The organism is Burkholderia gladioli (assembly GCF_000959725.1).
Classification (GTDB): Bacteria; Pseudomonadota; Gammaproteobacteria; order Burkholderiales; family Burkholderiaceae; genus Burkholderia; species Burkholderia gladioli.
This window is the reverse complement of sequence record NZ_CP009322.1, coordinates 3,716,560-3,733,946: the sequence shown is the minus strand read 5'-3', so window position 1 is coordinate 3,733,946 and position 17,387 is coordinate 3,716,560. Positions and strand designations below refer to the sequence as shown.

13 protein-coding genes are annotated in these 17,387 nt (G+C 70.0%); 9 read left to right on the top strand and 4 right to left on the bottom strand.

Going from position 1 to position 17,387, the window contains the following annotated elements:
* Positions 1–126 precede the first annotated feature (126 nt).
* The 3 genes from BM43_RS37550 to BM43_RS16055 all read right to left on the bottom strand — a co-directional run bounded on the left by BM43_RS37550 (position 127) and on the right by BM43_RS16055 (position 3,738).
* A complete protein-coding gene (locus BM43_RS37550; protein ID WP_052409140.1) occupies positions 127–1,731 on the bottom strand; it encodes a hypothetical protein in 1,605 nt (534 codons plus the stop codon).
* A 205-nt stretch (positions 1,732–1,936) separates the two neighbouring features.
* The gene (locus tag BM43_RS16060; protein ID WP_036054700.1) at positions 1,937–2,770 is read right to left on the bottom strand and encodes an alpha/beta hydrolase; all 834 of its coding nucleotides are present in this window, start codon (positions 2,768–2,770) and stop codon (positions 1,937–1,939) included.
* 23 nt (positions 2,771–2,793) lie between these two features.
* Positions 2,794–3,738, bottom strand: a complete 945-nt coding sequence (locus tag BM43_RS16055; RefSeq protein WP_036054703.1) for a dTDP-4-dehydrorhamnose reductase family protein — start codon at positions 3,736–3,738, stop codon at positions 2,794–2,796.
* A gap of 252 nt (positions 3,739–3,990) precedes the next feature.
* On the opposite strand from BM43_RS16055, the gene BM43_RS16050 reads away from it, so the two are divergent.
* The 3 genes from BM43_RS16050 to BM43_RS16040 are packed head-to-tail and all read left to right on the top strand — an operon-like array spanning position 3,991 to position 9,403.
* On the top strand, positions 3,991–4,599 hold the full coding sequence (locus BM43_RS16050) for a DUF2760 domain-containing protein (protein ID WP_042284737.1): 609 nt from the start codon (positions 3,991–3,993) through the stop codon (positions 4,597–4,599).
* On the top strand, positions 4,596–6,446 hold the full coding sequence (locus BM43_RS16045) for an Hsp70 family protein (RefSeq protein ID WP_036054705.1): 1,851 nt from the start codon (positions 4,596–4,598) through the stop codon (positions 6,444–6,446). Before BM43_RS16050 ends, BM43_RS16045 begins: the two co-directional genes overlap by 4 nt.
* The gene (locus BM43_RS16040) at positions 6,446–9,403 is read left to right on the top strand and encodes an Hsp70 family protein (protein WP_036054707.1); all 2,958 of its coding nucleotides are present in this window, start codon (positions 6,446–6,448) and stop codon (positions 9,401–9,403) included. Before BM43_RS16045 ends, BM43_RS16040 begins: the two co-directional genes overlap by 1 nt.
* Before the next feature lie 22 nt (positions 9,404–9,425).
* On the opposite strand, the gene BM43_RS16035 is transcribed toward BM43_RS16040, so the two are convergent.
* Positions 9,426–10,544: a GAF domain-containing protein gene (locus tag BM43_RS16035; protein ID WP_036054709.1), complete on the bottom strand. Its 1,119-nt coding sequence runs from the start codon at positions 10,542–10,544 to the stop codon at positions 9,426–9,428.
* 479 nt (positions 10,545–11,023) lie between these two features.
* On the opposite strand from BM43_RS16035, the gene BM43_RS16030 reads away from it, so the two are divergent.
* The 6 genes from BM43_RS16030 to BM43_RS16005 all read left to right on the top strand — a co-directional run bounded on the left by BM43_RS16030 (position 11,024) and on the right by BM43_RS16005 (position 17,386).
* Positions 11,024–11,803, top strand: a complete 780-nt coding sequence (locus tag BM43_RS16030) for a LuxR C-terminal-related transcriptional regulator (RefSeq protein ID WP_036054711.1) — start codon at positions 11,024–11,026, stop codon at positions 11,801–11,803.
* 202 nt (positions 11,804–12,005) lie between these two features.
* On the top strand, positions 12,006–13,571 hold the full coding sequence (locus BM43_RS16025) for a methyl-accepting chemotaxis protein (RefSeq protein WP_036054714.1): 1,566 nt from the start codon (positions 12,006–12,008) through the stop codon (positions 13,569–13,571).
* A 140-nt stretch (positions 13,572–13,711) separates the two neighbouring features.
* Positions 13,712–14,125: a hypothetical protein gene (locus BM43_RS16020; protein WP_036054715.1), complete on the top strand. Its 414-nt coding sequence runs from the start codon at positions 13,712–13,714 to the stop codon at positions 14,123–14,125.
* A 132-nt stretch (positions 14,126–14,257) separates the two neighbouring features.
* Positions 14,258–14,749, top strand: a complete 492-nt coding sequence (locus tag BM43_RS16015) for a hypothetical protein (protein WP_226285085.1) — start codon at positions 14,258–14,260, stop codon at positions 14,747–14,749.
* Positions 14,750–14,987: 238 nt separating this feature from the next.
* A complete protein-coding gene (locus tag BM43_RS16010; protein ID WP_230676368.1) occupies positions 14,988–16,313 on the top strand; it encodes an EAL and HDOD domain-containing protein in 1,326 nt (441 codons plus the stop codon).
* 119 nt (positions 16,314–16,432) lie between these two features.
* Positions 16,433–17,386, top strand: coding sequence for a chemotaxis protein (locus BM43_RS16005; RefSeq protein ID WP_013689179.1), 954 nt, complete (start codon positions 16,433–16,435; stop codon positions 17,384–17,386).
* Position 17,387 lies beyond the last annotated feature (1 nt).

Sequence of the window (17,387 nt, the reverse complement as noted above, 5' to 3'; positions counted from 1 at the left end):
GGGGCGGGCCATGGACAGCCGGGCGCGGCCGGCAGGCGGAAGACGGCCGCTCGTCGATCACAACACCCGAGGCCCGCGATTTATTCCCGCCGCCTCATGCGCCCGCTGCGAGGCCGCCGCCATGACTCACGGCGCGTCGTCGCCCTCGGGCAGCGGCGAGTGCCGCGGCGGCATCGCCAGCAGCGGATGCAGCGAGTCGGCATCGAGCGGCCGAGGCGCCTCGCCGCGCGGGCCCTCTTCCTCCACGCGTTGCATCGAGGGCCGCCGGGCCGGCGCGGGCAGCGCGCCCGAGCCCGGCGAGAAACCGCCCCAGTTACCGAAGGACGGAGGCGGCGCCTCGAACGGCAGATCGGTGCCGGGCGCGTCGTGCGCTACCGGCGCCGGCCGGGTTCCGCCCGGCGCCAGGCCGGGCAAGGCGGCGGCGCCGCCGATCGCGCCGCGCCGTCCCGGCGGCGCAGGCAGCGGCGGCAAGGGCGCCACGTGGGGCTGCGAGTGCCGCCGCCCGCCGAGTTGCCCCGCCATCTGCTCGGGCCGCAGGCCGTGGCCCTCGACCGCCGAGGCGCGCCGCGAACCCATCGGCGTGGACGGGCCGCTGCCCGAACCGGGTATCGACGGGCGCCGCGTGCCTTCCTCGCCCTCCCAGCCCGGCTTGGCCGCGTAGCCCATTTCCTTGTTGAAGGCGTTCAGCTCGGCCGGCGTGCGGATCAGGCGCCACTCGCCGCGCACGCAGGCCGCCACCGGCAGCGACGCGGCCGCCACGCGCGGGTCGATCGGCTTGTCCGGCTCGTGGTTGCGCATATGCGCGACGTAGTTGTACTGCGAGCCGTGCTGGACCACCGCCTGCCGCGCGTCGCCGAACGGCCGCCCCTCGTCGACGGCGCCGACCGCGCAATTGAGCGCGGCCACCGTGCGCAGCTCCTCGCCCTGCGCCTGCGGCCCGCGATTGCCGGCCAGGTTGATGGTGTGCAGCGTGTCGTAGTCGCCGGTATACATGCCTTTCACGTAATCGGGCACCTGGTGCAGGGCCACCAGGTCCGGGCCCGGATTGTCGGCATTGATCGGCAAGTAATGGTGCTTGCCCTGCTCGTCGGCCACCAGCGGCAGCTCGGCCATGCCGGGATGGTTGCGATCGACGTAGACGCCATCGAGACGGCCGTTCGTGTAGTGCCCGACGAAACCGTCCAGGTCGTGCTCGCGCATCACGCTCATGCGCGCCTCCACGTCCTCGCCCCCGATGGCCGCGAAGGTGCCGGGCTTGATCGACTTGTGCAGCAGGTCGTGCGGCTTGGGCAGCGCGCCCTGCCCGAGCCGCTTCAGGGTCTCGGCGCCAGCGGGACGAAAGCTGACGGCGGTGCCGGTCAGGCGCGTCGCCACGCCGAGCGCCTTCAGGTGCTCGGGGCGCACGTAGCTGGCGGCGATCTCCGCCTCGAGCGACGTGAGCGGCTGCTCGCTCGCGATTCGGGCGCTCTGCTCGATCTGCTTCTTCATCGGCTCGGACAGCGCGGCCACCTGCGGCTGCGACGCGCGCCGCAGCGAGCCGGTCGAGTCGCGCTTGTCGCCCGCGCCCTGCGCGGAGGCGCGTCGCCGCGCGTTCAGCGTGCCGTCGCCGAGGCTGCTCTGGCGCGTCGGCTGGCCGGCGGACGGGCCCGGCGCCGGCAGCGTCTCGTGCGCGGCGGAAAAGGGATTGGCGAAGCTGGGCGGCTGGGCGGGACCAGCGAGAGGCTTGGGCATGGATCGAAAGCGGACGAACGCAGCAGGACAGGACGCGGCGACGCACGAAGGCATCGCCATGCAGCCCGCCGATTGTCCGCGCGCGCCGGCAGACGCGTGTATCGGATCGGAATCCCGTGTCCGGAATGCGAAGCGCGGGCGCATGAGCGGGCCGCGGGCGGGCATCGCCGCCGGGCGCGGCGGCTGGACCCGTGGCCGCTTCGCGCTACACGCTGTCGAAACGCGCCATCAGGGCCGTCATCTGCGCGCCGCCGGGCTCGGCCAGGTCGTCGAGCACCGAGAAGTGCGTGGCCCCCGCCACCGGCAGGTAGGCCACCGGCTGGCCCGCCGCGCGGCAGGCCTCGGCATATTCGCGCGAATGCCGGACCAGCTCGGGCAGCTCGGCCGCGCCGACCGCCACCGTCAGCGGCGCACCCGCGCCGATCCGGCGCAACGGGCTGTAGCTGTCGACCTCGGCCTCGCTCAACTGCAGCCGCTCGTTGAGACGGCCGAGGCGGATCGGCTCGAGCTCGACCAGCGCGCTGATCGGCATCGCATGCTGCACCGAGGGATGCGCGCGATGCACCGCCGTCAGGTGGCCGCCGGCCGAATGCCCGCTCAGGCACAGCGCGCGCTCGCGCGTGGCCGGCTCGGCGGCGAGGTGGTCGAGCAGCGCGCCGATCTCGCCGACGATGCGCGCCATGCCGGCCTCGGGCGCGAGCGTGTACTCGGCCAGCACCACGTCGAAGCCATGCGCGAGCGGGCCGGCCGCGACATAGGCGAAATCCTCCTTGTCGCATTTCTGCCAGTAGCCGCCGTGGATGAACACGAACAGCGGCGCGCCCTGGTGGCCGCAGGCGAGATAGTCGTAGCGCTGCCGCGGCGCGGGGCCGTAATGCAGGTCGCGCTCGCTGGCGCCCTGCCCGGCCAGCCGCGCGTAGAGCGCCGCGCTGCGCGCGCGCATGGTGGCGTAGACGGCGGGGAAGTCGTCGACGGCGCCGGGGTTGTCGTAGGCCACGTCGAGCTGGGCGCGCGTCATGCCGCGATAGACGGATTTCATGCGTTCTCCGGGGCGCGGGGGCGTCAGCGGGCGGGGCCGTCGCGCAGCACGGCGCGGATCGCCTCGTCGAAACGCGTGCGCCGGCCGATGCCGAGCGCTTCCAGCCGCGACGAGTCGAGATGGCAGTCGCGCGGGCGCGGCGTGGCGTCCTTCGGCTCGGCCACGGCGATCAGGCGCGGCACGATGCCGAGCGCGGCGGCGATGCGCGTGGCGATCTCGTGCTTGTTCATCGGCTCGTCGCCCGACCATTGGCAGAGGCCCGTCACGGCGGCGCCCGCGGCATGGCGCTCGGCGAGCTGCACGATCACCTCGGCGACGTCGGGCGTCCAGGTGGGATAGCGGGTGGCCCAGGCATCCATCTCGACGGGCGCGGCGCCGTCGCGCGACGAGGCGACGATGGCCGGCACCAGGCTGGTGACGGCCGAATCGGCCCAGTCGATCACCGGCCCGTAGAGCAGCGGCAGGCGCAGCGCGCAGGCGCGCGAGGACGCGGCCAGCAGCGCGGCCTCGCCGTCGGCCTTGCCGCGGCCATAGGCGTTGAGCGGCGACGGCGCATCGGTTTCGCGATAGGGCGGCGCGCTGCCGTCGAACACGTAGTCGGTCGACATGGCCAGCGTCCAGGCGCCGATTGCCTCGGCGCGCGCGGCGATCGCGGCCGGCGCGTCGACGTTGAGCGCGCGCGCCGCGGCGGGGTCGCGCTCGCAGACGTCGGGGCGCCGCTCGGCCGCGCAGACGATCACCGCGTCGGGGCGCTGCGTGGCGAAGAAGCGATCGAGCGCGCCGGCATCGAGCACGTCGAGCGGCGTCAGCGCGGCGGGGTCGAGGCCGGCGATGCGCGCGGCGGCCAGCGCGTGGGCGCTGCCGGGGTCGCGCACGGTGGCCAGCAGCTGCCAGTCGCGGCGCGGCACCAGCGCGGCGGCCACCGCGCGGCCCAGCAGGCCGGAAGCGCCGATCAGGGCGAGTTTCATGCGTCGTTCTCCCAGGGGCCCGGCGACCGGGCGGACCGACATTGTGCCGGTTCCACCGTGACGGCGCGACGGCGACGCGCCGAGCATTTTTGAGCGGGGCCGGACCACAACAGGGCAAAATACGGGTTTTTCGAGCCCGTGCCGGGCTCCTTCCTTTCCTGCCGCGCCCCTGAGCCGGCGCGCCCCGAGCGCGCGCCGCCGTGCCGGCAGGGCAGCTCGCGCCTCGCCGCGAGCCCACCGGAGTTGTTTGACATGCCTGAATCGAATCTGTCCTTGCTGGGCCGCCTGTCGGTGGCTATCGGCTCGTTCTTCGCCATCCTCGGCAACGGCAAGCTGGCCGCCGAAGTGCGCGACCTGCGCAATGGCGTCACGCCCGCGGCAGCGCCCGTGGCCCCTGCCGCGCCGCAACCGGCCCCGGCCAAGCCGCAGGCCCCGGCCCCCGTCGCGGCGCAGCCGGCACCGGCGCCCGTGATCGCCGCCGCGAGCCCCGACGCGGCACTGCAATTGCTCGGCCTGCTGCAGAAGAACGCGCGCTTCGTCGATTTCGTCGAGGAAGACATCGCCGCCTATGCCGACGCCGAGATCGGCGCGGCCGCGCGGCTGGTCCACGAAGGCTGCCGCGCCACGCTGCGCGAGCACTTCACGATCCGCCCGGTGCGCGGCGAGGCCGAGGGCGCGCGCGTGACGCTGCCCGCCGGCTTCGACGCCACCGCCAACCGCGTGACCGGCAACGTGGTGGGCGCCGCGCCCTTCACCGGCACGCTGAGCCATCGCGGCTGGCGCGCCGACGAGGTGAAGCTGCCGAAGCTGGTGGCCACGCACGACCTCACGGTGATCGCGCCGGCGGAGGTGGAGCTGTGAGCGAGGCACGTTATTCGATCGGCATCGACCTCGGCACCACCCACTGCGCGCTGTCCTACGTGGACCTGGCCGCCAGCGACGGCGACGCGGCCGCGCAGCAGGTGCTGCCGATCGCGCAGCTCAGCTCGCCGGGCGCGGTGGCCTCGCCCGAGCTGCTGCCCTCCTTCCTCTACCTGCCGCACGAAGGCGAGCTGGCCGCGGGCGACCTGAGCCTGCCCTGGACCGCGAGCCGCGACTACGCGGTCGGCGAGATGGCGCGCAGCCGCGGCGCCGGCACGCCGATCCGGCTGGTGTCGAGCGCGAAGAGCTGGCTCTGCCACCCCGGCGTGGACCGCCGCGCGGCGATCCTGCCCAACGACGCGCCGCCCGAGGTGGCGCGCGTCTCGCCGCTGGAAGCCTCGGTGCGCTACCTGAACCACCTGCGCGAGGCCTGGGACCACGCGCATCCCGATGCGCCCTTCGCCGCGCAGGACGTGACGGTGACGATCCCCGCCTCGTTCGACCCGGCCGCGCGCGAGCTGACGGCCGAGGCCGCGCAGGCCGCCGGCTACACCCGCATGACCCTGCTGGAAGAGCCGCAGGCCGCGCTCTACAGCTGGATCCAGAAGAGCGGCGGCGGCTGGCGCAAGGACGTCAAGGTCGGCGACATCATCCTGGTGGTGGACGTCGGCGGCGGCACCACCGATCTCTCGCTGATCGCGGTGGTGGAGCGCGAGGGCAATCTCGAGCTGCATCGCGTGGCGGTGGGCGAGCACATCCTGCTCGGCGGCGACAACATGGACCTGGCCTTGGCCCACGTGGTGGCCCGCAAGCTGGCCGCGCAGGGGACCCAGGCCGATCCGTGGCAGTTGCGCGCGCTGACCTACGCCTGCCGCGGCGCCAAGGAGGCGCTGCTGTCCGATCGCAGCGTCGAGACCGTGCCGCTGGTGGTGCCCAGCCGCGGCGCCAAGCTGATCGGCGGCTCGATCCGCACCGAGCTGACGCGCGCCGAACTCACGCAGATCCTGCTCGAAGGCTTCTTCCCGCAGGTCGAGGCGAGCGCGCGCCCGGCCGTGCGCACGCGCGCCGGCCTCACGCAGCTGGGCCTGCCCTATGCGCAGGACGCCGGCATCACGCGCCACCTGGCCGCCTTCCTCGGCAAGCAGGTGGGCGCGCTGGCCGAACTCGACGGGCTGCCGGCCGCCGCGCACCACCCCGGCGCGAGCTTCCTGCACCCGAGCGCCGTGCTGTTCAACGGCGGCGTGTTCAAGTCCGAGCTGCTGACCGAGCGCATCCTCGCGATCCTGAACGGCTGGCTGGCCGCCGACGGCGCGGCGCCCGCGCGCCTGCTCGGCGGCGCCGATCTCGACCTCGCGGTGGCGCGCGGCGCGGCCTACTACGGCTACGTCAAGCGCGGCCGCGGCGTGCGGATCCGCGGCGGCACGGCGCGCGCCTACTACGTGGCGATCGAATCGGCGATGCCGGCGATCCCCGGCATGGAGCCGCCGATCTCCGCCCTCTGCGTGGCGCCCTTCGGCATGGAGGAAGGCAGCGACGCGGCCCTGCCCGAGCAGGAATTCGGGCTGGTGGTGGGCGAGCCGGTGCAGTTCCGCTTCTTCGGCTCCTCGGTGCGGCGCCAGGACCAGGTGGGCGACATGCTCGACTACTGGTCGCCGGAGGAACTGCAGGAGCTGGAGGCGATCCAGGCCACCCTGCCCGCCGACGGCCGCACGCCGGGCGAGGTGGTGGCCGTGCGCCTGCATGCGCGCGTGACCGAGGCCGGCACGCTCGAACTCGAGGCCCTGCCGCGCGGCAGCGAGGCGCGCTGGAAGGTGGAATTCGACGTGCGCGGCGGCGTGGACGCCTGATGGCGCGATACCACGTCGGGATCGACCTCGGCACCAGCAACACGGTGGTGGCCTATGTCGAGGCGGGTGGCGCGAACGCGGCGGCGATCCGCGTGTTCGAGATCGAGCAGTTGGTGGGGCCCGGCGAGATCGGCGCGGCGCCGCTGCTGCCGTCCTCGCGCTATCACCCGGCGCCGGGCGAGCTGGCCGCCGAGGCGCTGGCGCTGCCCTGGCCCGCCGGGGAATCGGCGAATCGCGCAACGGCTCGCGCCGCCGGGCAGGCCGCCGGCGGCAGCGCGCCGCCTGCCGCGCCGTCCCCCGCGCCGTCCCCTGTAATCGGCCGCCTGGCTCGCCAGCTCGGCGCGCAGGTGCCGGGGCGCCTGGTCAGCAGTGCCAAGAGCTGGCTGTCGAACGCCTCGGTCGACCGGCTCGCGCCGATCCTCCCCTGGGGCGCGCCCGACGAGGTGGAGAAGGTCTCGCCGGTGGCCGCCAGCGCCTCCTATCTCGCGCATGTGCGCGCCGCCTGGAACCATCGTTTCCCCGAAGCGCCGCTGGAACGCCAGGACCTGGTGCTGACCGTGCCCGCCTCGTTCGACGATGGCGCGCGCGCGCTCACGCTGGAGGCCGCGCGCGCCGCCGGGCTGCCCACGCCGCGCCTGCTGGAGGAGCCGCAGGCGGCCTTCTACGACTGGCTCTACCAGCATCGCGACGGGCTCGACGCCGAGCTGGCCGGCTCGCGGCTGGCGCTGGTCTGCGACGTCGGCGGCGGCACCACCGATCTCACCCTGATCCGCGTCGAGACCGACGAGGCAGGCGAAGTCCACGCTCCGCGCCTGACCCGGATCGGCGTCGGCAATCACCTGATGCTCGGCGGCGACAACATGGATCTCGCGCTCGCGCACCTGGCCGAGAGCCGGCTCGCGGGCAAGGAAGGCGGCAGCGCGCGCCTGTCGGCGGCGAGCCTGTCGCAACTGGTCGAGCGCTGCCGCGTCGCCAAGGAGCAACTGCTCGGCGAGGCCGCGCCCGATTCGGTGCCGATCACCCTGCTCGGCGCCGGCTCGAAGCTGATCGGCGGGGCGCGCAGCATCCAGCTCGGCCGCGAGGAGGTCGAGCGGATCGTGGTGGACGGCTTCTTCCCGGCCGGCCGCGCCGACGAGCTGCCGCGCCGCTCGCGCGCGGCGATCGTCGAGTTCGGCCTGCCCTACGCGGCCGATCCGGCCGTCACGCGCCACGTGGCGGCCTTCCTGGCACGCTTCGCCGCGTCCTCGGACGAAACCGCGGCGCCCGCAAGCAATGCGTCGGCCGCGCCGCTCGCGATGCCCGACACGCTGCTGCTCAACGGCGGCGTGTTCCGTGCCCAGGCGCTGGCCAAGCGGCTCGCCGACACGCTCGGCGCCTGGCGCGGCGCGCCGCTCAAGCTGCTCAGCAACGACCAGCCCGATATCGCCGTGGCGCGCGGCGCGGTGGCCTATGGGCTGGCGCGCGCGGGCCGCGGGCCGAGGATCGGCGGTGGCGCGCCGCGCAGCTACTTCCTGGTGCTCGACGAGAACGGCGATACGCGCGGCGCCGGCAAGGGCGGCCAGACGGCCCAAGCCGACGAGGCAGGCAACTCGGCGGCCGCTGCCACTGTTGCCGCCCCCGCGCCGCGCGGCGTCTGCGTGCTGCCGCGCGGCACGCCCGAGGCGCAGGACGTGCGGCTCGACAATCGCACCTTCGCGCTGCGGCTCGGCCATCCCGTGCAGTTCCACCTGGTCTCGACGGTGGCCGAAACGCCCTGGCGGCCCGGCGAGATCGCCGAGCTATCGGGCGCCGATTTCGTCTGGCTGCCGCCGGTGGCGACCGTGGTGCGCCGGCAGGGCGGCGAACGCCAGCGCGAGCGCAAGGTGCGCCTGACGACGGCGCTGACCGAGCTCGGCACGCTGGAGATGCACTGCGTGGCCACCGACGACGAGGCGCAGCGCTGGCAGCTCGAATTCAAGCTCAGGCAGGACGCGCGCGAGGACGGCGGCGAGGCGCTCGACGAAACGCGTCATCCGCGCCTGGACGAGGCGATCGAGTCGATCGAGGCGGTGTTCGGCGCGCCGTCAGCGCGCGTCGACCCGAAGGCCGTGAAGCGTCTGCGCGCGCAACTGGAGCAGATGCTCGGGCCTCGCCAGGACTGGGACCTGGCCCTGCTGCGCGAGCTGTTCGGCGCGCTGTGGGAACGCGCCGGCAAGCGCCGCCGCTCGGCCGACCACGAACGGCTCTGGCTCAACCTGGCCGGCTGGTGCATCCGCCCCGGCTTCGGTCATCCGCTCGACGGCTGGCGCGTCGAGCAGCTCTGGACGCTGTTCGACGACGGCATCCAGCACCTCAACGACGCGCAGGTCTGGTCGGAATGGTGGACGCTGTGGCGCCGCGCGGCGGGCGGCCTGCCGGCCGAGGCGCAGCAGCAGGTGCTCGAGGCGCTGAGCTGGCTGGAGCAGGCCGCCTCGCAGAAGCACCACGGCCTGCCCTTCGATCCCTCGAAGCTCGGCCAGGCCGACATGACGCGCCTGTATGCCTCGCTCGAGCAGATTCCCGCCGAGCGCAAGATCGCCATCGCCGAGGCGCTGCTGGCGAAGCTGGAGCGCGCGCCGGGCAACCGCCAGGACTGGTGGGCGATCGGCCGGCTCGGCGCGCGGCTGCCGTTCCACGGCAGCGCGCACGAGGTGGTGCCGGCCGAGGTCGCCACGCGCTGGCTGGCGGCGATCCTCGCGCTCGACTGGAAGAAGGTGGAGCCGGCCATGTTCGCGGCCGCGCAGATCGCGCGCATGACGGGCGACCGCTCGCGCGACCTGCCCGATGCCGTGCGCGAGACGGTGCTGCGCCGGCTGGAGGCCGCGCATGCCTCGCCGAGCTGGGTGGCGATGGTGCGGGACGTGGTGACGCTGGATAGCGCCGATACCGGGCGCGTGTTCGGCGAGGCGCTGCCGGCGGGCTTGAAGCTCATCGGGTGAACGGGCGCCGCGCCCGTTGGCCTCAAGCGTCGGCAGCGCGCCAGTGAGCCCGGCGGGTCTGGGTCGCCAGATTGACACGAGCCGAGATCAGGTCCGCCAGCAGCCGAAGCGAGCCCATCTCGGTGTCGCCGGCCTGGCGGGGAACGCGGTCGATGACGCATAGCGATCCCAGTGCGTAGCCGTCGTTGTCGCGCAAGGGCGCGCCTGCGTAAAACCTGATCTGCGGCGCCCCCGTGACCAGCGGGTTGTCCTTGAAGCGCGAATCCTGCAAGGAGTCCTCCACCACGAAGGGCTCGCCGAGAATGGTGTAGTTGCAAAACGCCCAGACCCGCGGCGTCTCCCGCACATCCAGCCCGTGGTGCGACTTGAACCATTGACGATCCTTGGTCACGAGACTGACCAGCGCAATGGGCGCCGAAAACACGCGAGCCGCCAATCTCGCCGTATCGTCGAATATGGCTTCGTAGGGACTGTCCACCAAGCCTGAGCGTTGCAAGGCGAGCAGGCGCCTGGCCTCGTTGCGCGCCACCGGGTAGGGCAAGGCGGGCTCCGCCTCGGCGTCGCCGGGCCCACCGTCGAGGAAAGGCGCCAACGCGGCGCGGATGGCCTGGACGGCGGCCATCTCGTCCTCGCGCGCCAGCACGGTCAGACGTGCCGAGGCCGGCGCCGCCAGATGGCCGCGGCCGCGCTCCTCGCACAAGGCGATCACGGCGACGTGGGCCAGGTGCGGGTCCGACAGGATGTGATTGACCACCAGGGCGCGATCCCAGTCCGTCGCCGATATCTCGATCACCACCACGGCCGGCTGGATGCGGCCGAAGGTGGACAGGGCGGTGAGGGCATCGGCCACATGCTCGAGCCTGGCGCCCAGCCCGGCCAATCGTTCGCGAAAGCCATGCCAGGTCGGCTCGGTGGTCAGGAAGGCGACGGGGACCGGGGCGAGCGCGAGGTCCAGCGGCACGGCCTCGCGCGCCTGCGCGGCAAGCACGTCACGTTCGTGGGCACGGCGATGACCTCCGGGAGTTTTCCACGACTGCGGTACGTTGGCTTCGATCCAGCTCTGCGCGGTCTTGATGGACACCCCGAGCCGATCGGCCACATCCCTCGACGTCAGGACACGATCCTCCTCTGACATGCTCATGCACGACCTCAAAATTGGGAAATTTGAAAGGATAGTAGCCGCTTGCGTCGAAATTTAGCAACACGCGGTCAAAATCGGGCCAAAGGAAAACGTTTGCCGCTCAGAAAGTGGCAAATTTGATACTTCCCAATTCGGTATTGGGGTATCGTCACCGCAACGGCTGCACACGAGCCCGCACCGACGAAACAGCACCGGTACCCGCCGAACGCAGGCGCGCCGAGATAGGCGGGATCCGCCCTGCCGGCCTCGCGCGGTGCAGGCGAGCGCTCGGCTCGGCAGCGACGGCGGCTCGCTATCGTACTGCGTTTGGTCGTTTGGTGCGTTGGGTGCGTTGGGTGCTCGCTCATGACCTCGCCCCTGCGGCGACTGGTCCCGATGCATGAATTAGTGATGCGAATGAATGTGGAAAATAGTCTGAACGGAAGGTGCCAATTGCCAACCTGCTTCGTTCACCACCGCGATCTTGTGGACAGGAATTCATGAGTTCATTCGAGTTCATCGTCGTCGACGGTGATCCGATCGTCCGCTTCGGCATCCGTGCGCTGCTGACCGGCGGCATGCAGGGCCCCACCGTCGGTGAAGTGGCGCCGGGCTTCAGGTTCCGGGACTTCGACGTGGCCGCCACGCGATTGATCGTCCAGATCGCGAACGGCAAATTCGGGGCTGGGCCCGAGCGCATCGGCGAAATCAGGCAATACGCCCCGCGAGTGCCGTTGCTGGTCCTGGCCGCGAGCGTCGATGCGGACGACGTGGTCCGTGGCTTGCGTGCGGGGGCGACAAGCTTTCTCCGACACACGGCCGACATCGGCGAACTGCGCTCGGCCATCGAGGCGACATGCCGAGGGCAACGCTACCTGGGCAACGACATCGCCGCCCTGCTGTCGGAGCACCTCGTCTCGGGACAACCCCGGAAACACGCGAGCCTGTCCAATCGGGAACTGCAGGTCATGTTGCGACTCGCGCAGGGCCGACGCGTCACCGATGTCGCCCGCGAGCTATGCCTTTCCGTGAAGACCGTCAGCAGCCATCGATCGAGATTGCTCGAGAAGATGGCAATGAAATCCAACACCGACCTGACGCGTTATGCGCTGACTCACAAGCTGATCGACGGGGATCTCGGCGACGCGGAAGCGGACCCGCGCGCGCCCTCCATCGACAGCGGACCTCAGCCCGCCCAGCCGCGTGGGGCACTGCGCGAGCGCGCGCCCCACGAGGACTGGCTCGGCAAGCGAATCGAAGCGGCGCCTCGATTGCCTTAGGCCGCCAGCCGCCGAGGCATCCCGAAGAAGTATCGACCGAGACAGGGAAAACAATTCATCGCCACCATTCGCCTGATTAGGAATACGACATATTTCCGCATTCCGAGAGACGTGTCGTGCCGAACCCGGGCAACCCATCCGAAACCCCTCGGCAAGAGCCAGGCCGAAGGGCCCGGATCGCGATTCAACGACGGAGCTAGATATGAGTTTTGACAGCCTGAGCATGCGCACCAGGTTTTCCACGACCTTCGGTGCGCTCACGGCGATCGTGCTGATTGCATCGGCCATTTCGATCCATGCACTGAACAACGCGAACACCCGTTTCTCGAGCTTTGTCTCGGGCGTCCAGGAGCGCGCGGCGATGGCACAGGCGATACGGGCGGCGGTCGACGACCGGGCCATGGCGGTACGCAACCTGGTGCTGGTCTCGTCCCCGGCCGATATCGAACTCGAACGGAATGCCGTGTTCGATGCCGAGCGCCGCGTCGAGACGACTCTCGCCCGTTTCAATGCCATGGTGGCCGCCGCCCAGGATGCTTCCGACGAGGAGCGGAGCCTGGCGGCCGAAATAGGACGAGTCGAAACACGCTATCGCCCGGTCGCCCTGGAAATCACCAGGCTGGCCATCGACCATCGCAACGACGCCGCCGGCGCCGAGATCGTCAGCCAGTGCAGGCCGCTGCTTGCGGCCCTGATCAAGGCGTCGAACGACTATGCACGCGCCAATCGCGCGCGTGCCGACGACATGGTGCGGGAGTCGGAGGATCGATTCGCGCGGCAGCGTGCCTTGCTGGTCGTCATCTGCCTGCTCGCTGTCGCGACGGCGACGGTGTCGGGGCTGCTGATCACGCGCGGCCTCCTGCGCGCCCTCGGCGCCGAACCCGCCGCCTTGAGGGAGGTGTCCCGGCGGATCGCGGGCGGCGACCTGAGCCCGGTTGCCGGCGCCGCGCAAGCCCCGGCCGGAAGCGTATTCGCCGCGATGAGCGCCATGCAGTCGAACCTCGTGAGCTTGATCGGGCAAGTCAAGGTCTCGGCGGGATTCATCGCCACCGGGACGAGCGAGATCGCCTCCGGAAACCAGGATCTGTCCTCGAGGACGGAACAGCAGGCGTCCTCCCTGCAGCAAACCGCCTCGAGCATGGAAGAACTCACCGCCACGGTGAAGCAGAACGCGCAGAGCGCCAGGCAAGCCAGCGCCATGGCGGCCAACGCGTCCGATGTCGCCCGCAAGGGAACCGAGGTGGTCGGCCGTGTGGTTGAAACGATGAACGACATCAGCCAGAGCTCCACGAAGGTCGCCGACATCACGGGCATCATCGAAGACATCGCGTTCCAGACCAACATCCTGGCACTGAACGCGGCAGTGGAGGCGGCCCGCGCCGGCGAGCAGGGACGAGGCTTCGCAGTGGTGGCGGGCGAGGTCCGCGGTCTCGCCCAGCGTTCATCGAGCGCGGCAAGGGAGATCAAGGACTTGATCGGCGCGTCGGTACAGAAGATCCGTGACGGCGCACAGCAGGCAAACGACGCCGGCGACACCATCGCCGAGGTCGTGCACGCGGTGGCGCGCGTCACCGACATCACCAGCGAGATCGCGGCCGCGTCGGACGAGCAAAGCCGCGGCATCGAGCAAGTCAACCAGGCCATCGTCCAGATGGACCAGGTGACACAGCAGAACGCGGCGCTCGTCGAACAGGCCGCGGCTGCATCGAGTTCCCTGGAACGCCAGGGACGCGAGTTGCATGGTGCGGTCGCATCGTTTCGCGTCTAGCCGGGTGGACTTGCCGGCTTGCCAGGCAGGTGGCCGGCGAAACCCATCGCGGGCCGGGCACGGATCATCGCCCGAGCGCCGCCTGAGCGCGGGCGAATCGGAGTCGCTTGGGGCAGCCGCGCAACGAACATGGGACGGACATGAGCAGCATCGAGAAATATTGGCGCGGGTTGGTGATGGGGATCCGGTCGGTCGTCTTTTCGAACACGGAAAATCGACTGCGGCAGTTGGCGCGGCAACATCCGCGTCATTGCCGATCGTTCGATCCGCTCGCTTGGGCGCATCGCTGCATCGCGCAGGCGGCGGGGATGATCGGTCGTGCGGACTGGGACGATGCCCCCGGCTCGGACGATGCGCAAGCACTGCGCTCGTACGCTACGGGGGTGGCGATCGGCTTCTATGGTGTCGAAGCGCGGCGGAGCTTCGCATCGTCGCCGCCTTCCGACGGCTCCAAGTGGAGCCAGGAACAACTGCACCGCTTGCAATCGTTGGGGCTCGAGCACGGACGCTACATTCGCGATGCTTCCGCCAACAGGCAAAACCTGCCCGAATGAAAATCGGGCGCCTGGCGATGGACGATTCCATTGTCCAGACGAGAACCGTTGTCGCGGCATGCCTCGTCCAGTCCCGAGGCGGTGCCATCTGCGAGCGAACCTCCGCCACCCGCCATGCACGAAAACACCAAGATGAGCGCTATCCCCACGCAGCACGGCAGCGGCCCGGCCTGGAAATCCGGTCAGATCGCCCGCCTGGGCACGGCCCTGGATTCGCTTTGCGGGGCGCTTGTCGCCATCGACAAGCAGTACGGTGAAATCATCGCCCTGCGCCGGGCGGTGTGCGAGTCGGCTCGCGCCCTCGGCAAACGGCGACCGCACATGACGGAGGTGGCGCACTTGCTGGAGGCGACGTTCGCGCTGACGGCCCCTGCCCACCTGAGCATGGCGCGCCGCCTGGCCGTCGAGATGCGATGCATCCTGGAACAGGCCATCGCCAGCCTGCGCGAGTTGCCGGACGCGGACACCTCTCGCGAATCGTCATGCCGGATCGTGGGCTCGGCCATGGCGGATCTCGTCCACCATTGCGACGAAAATGCCGTCGCCCTGTCGAAACTGCTGGGTAATGCGGAGCACGAAATCCAGGTGCTGCAAGCACTATTCGTCGAACTGTCCGGGCCGTGAAGCCGCTTGCCGTCCCGCCACGGGCAAGGCCGGGCCCGACGGCTCGCCATCGACACCCGCCAGTCACGGGCGCCGCGACGCGATTTTCCCCGATGCGGCATCGGGATAAACACCCGAACCACTCAAGCAAATCGAGCCGGTGTCGTTATTACATTTTCATTGTCGTGCCCTGCATTGCCATATGAGGAACGCGCCGTGCCGAAATCAATCGGTCTGAGGATTGAAGGCGGCATCGGCGATGCCGAACGCCATTGGAGAATGTTGCCGCTCGCCCGCCCGCAAGGATATCGGGCCGACAAAAGAGCGATGGGATGAAAGCGCGGGCGCTCGCCACTTCGGCGATGCCGGCCGGCTCGATGGTTTTCAATTCGCGTGGAGGATGGTTGAGATGCAAGCCGGCACTGCCGATCGCGAGCACGGCCTGGCGATCTTCGCCAAGCAGGCGATCGTCGATCGCGCTGGAAAGATATACGGCCACGAGTTGCTGTTTCGTGACGCGGCGGGCTCCGTGACATCCGTCACCGACCACTCCCGCGCAACGATGACCGTGATCGAGGCCGCGATGGGCCACGTCGGTCTCAACAATGTCTCGCCGGTCCGTACCTTTTTCCTGAATTGCTCGGCGGCCTTTCTGATGTCGCCGGTGATCCACACCTTACCCGTGCGCCGCTTCGTGCTCGAGATTCTCGAGACATGCGAGCTGGACCGACAGCTCATACGCCGTTGCGAGCAGCTGAAATCGCTCGGCTTCCGCTTGGCGCTCGACGACGTGCGCACGGTGTCGCCCGACCTGCTGAACATCCTTCCCTTGATCGACATCGTGAAAGTGGATTGGCCCTATACCGATCCCGAGCAGCGCGACCGGCTGATCGATACCGTCGTCGAGCACGGCAAGATGGCGCTCGCGGAGAAAATCGAAACGGTCGCCGAGCGGGCATGCGCCCTGGCATCCGGCTGCGCGCTGATGCAAGGGTTCTATTTCAGCCGACCTCAAGTCATATCGAAGAAGAAGGTCCTGCCGGACCTCGAGGTCGTCACCCAGTTGATACAGGCTCTGCTCGACGAGGCAAGCCTGCCTCAACTGGCGGAGAAGATCGAGCGAAGCCCTGGGTTATGCGTGCAATTGCTGCATCTGGCGAACAGTTGCATCGTCGGCAACCCGTCGAGGTTAAGAATCTCGTCGATCGCGCATGCCGTCTCGCTGGCCGGCACCCAGATGCTGCTCACGTGGTGCGCGCTGCAACTGTATCAAGGCGGGGCCGACGCGACGGCCGACCCGCTTACCGACCTGGCTCGGCAACGCGCCGACCGGATAAGCGACTGGCTGGCTTCCCGGGGCGCCACGGCCCAAACGTGCAACAAGGGCCGGTTGGTGGGACTGCTGTCCCTGCTCCATATCAGCCAGGGTGTTTCCGCCGCCGAGCTGTGGCGCCCGATTTCGTTCGAACCGGAAATCAAGCGCGCCCTCGTACTGCAGGAAGGGCTGCTCGGCAACGCGCTGATCGCGGCGACGAAACTGGAACAGTCCTTCTCGCCGGGCGATTGCGTGCCGGCCCTGGGCTGATCGTTCCCGCCGCGAGGACCATGACGTGAACGCCCAGGCAGCCCTTCGCCAGCGCGGCATGCCAGGCGCTGACCCCGCTCCCCCCAGATCGGACTCGATCCGCGAAACCAGGAGATCTCATGAAGACCATCGACGGCAACATTGACGAACGCACGACGCTGACGAGCAACAATCGGCTCGAACTCCTGCTGTTTCGCCTGGGGAGCGTGCGCCCCAATGCGCCACGCGCCCTGTACGGCATCAACGTGTTCAAGATCCGCGAGATCGCGACCATGCCCGAGGTCACGCCGATCGCGGGCTCGGCCGCTCACATCCTCGGCGCGGTCGACATTCGTGGTCAGATCATCCCCGTCATCGATCTGGCCTCCCTGATCGGCACCCGGACCGAGAATGCGCCAGCCATCCTGCTGGTCACGGAATTCTCGCGCGGCACGCAGGCATTTGCCGTCGAGGAGGTCGAGGACATCGTGCGCCTCGAATGGAACCAGGTGCTGAGCGCGGAATCGAGCGGCACTTCCGGCTACGTGACCGGCATCGCGCGACTCGGCGGCGCGGACGGACAAAGCCGGCTCGCGCAGATCCTCGATGTCGAGCAGGTGATGCGCGACGTGTTCCCCGAGCAGCACGAGGACGTCAAGCCGGCGGACGTGGGTGCGGCCGTGCGCGCATCGAGCGGGAGCATTCTCGCGGTGGACGATTCGGGCTTCGCGCGGGCCTTGCTCGACCAGGCGCTGACCGCCCTGCAGGCGCCTCACATGATGGCGTCGAACGGGGAAATGGCCTGGCAGATGCTGCTCAAGCTGACGGAGCAGGCCGAGCAGGAAGGCGTGCCGGTACGCGACAAGGTTTCCCTGGTGGTCACCGATCTCGAGATGCCCGAGATGGACGGCTTTACCTTGACGCGGAAAATCAAGGCCGATGACCGTCTGAGACATATTCCGGTGCTGATCCATTCCTCCCTGACCGGGGAAGCGAACGAGACCCATGCTCGAAATACCGGTGCGAACGGCTATATCGCCAAGTTTTCGCCGGCCGAGCTTTCCGCGGCAATCCGCAACGCGCTTGCGGCCTGAT

Excerpts from the sequence above, each read along its gene's own strand:
- BM43_RS37550 (WP_052409140.1), bottom strand. The coding sequence starts at position 1,731 with ATGCCCAAGCCTCTCGCTGGTCCCGCCCAGCCGCCCAGCTTCGCCAAT.
- BM43_RS16060 (WP_036054700.1), bottom strand. The coding sequence starts at position 2,770 with ATGAAATCCGTCTATCGCGGCATGACGCGCGCCCAGCTCGACGTGGCC.
- BM43_RS16055 (WP_036054703.1), bottom strand. The coding sequence starts at position 3,738 with ATGAAACTCGCCCTGATCGGCGCTTCCGGCCTGCTGGGCCGCGCGGTG.
- BM43_RS16050 (WP_042284737.1), top strand. The coding sequence starts at position 3,991 with ATGCCTGAATCGAATCTGTCCTTGCTGGGCCGCCTGTCGGTGGCTATC.
- BM43_RS16040 (WP_036054707.1), top strand. The coding sequence starts at position 6,446 with ATGGCGCGATACCACGTCGGGATCGACCTCGGCACCAGCAACACGGTG.
- BM43_RS16035 (WP_036054709.1), bottom strand. The coding sequence starts at position 10,544 with ATGAGCATGTCAGAGGAGGATCGTGTCCTGACGTCGAGGGATGTGGCC.
- BM43_RS16030 (WP_036054711.1), top strand. The coding sequence starts at position 11,024 with ATGAGTTCATTCGAGTTCATCGTCGTCGACGGTGATCCGATCGTCCGC.
- BM43_RS16025 (WP_036054714.1), top strand. The coding sequence starts at position 12,006 with ATGAGTTTTGACAGCCTGAGCATGCGCACCAGGTTTTCCACGACCTTC.
- BM43_RS16020 (WP_036054715.1), top strand. The coding sequence starts at position 13,712 with ATGAGCAGCATCGAGAAATATTGGCGCGGGTTGGTGATGGGGATCCGG.
- BM43_RS16015 (WP_226285085.1), top strand. The coding sequence starts at position 14,258 with ATGAGCGCTATCCCCACGCAGCACGGCAGCGGCCCGGCCTGGAAATCC.
- BM43_RS16010 (WP_230676368.1), top strand. The coding sequence starts at position 14,988 with ATGCCGAACGCCATTGGAGAATGTTGCCGCTCGCCCGCCCGCAAGGAT.
- BM43_RS16005 (WP_013689179.1), top strand. The coding sequence starts at position 16,433 with ATGAAGACCATCGACGGCAACATTGACGAACGCACGACGCTGACGAGC.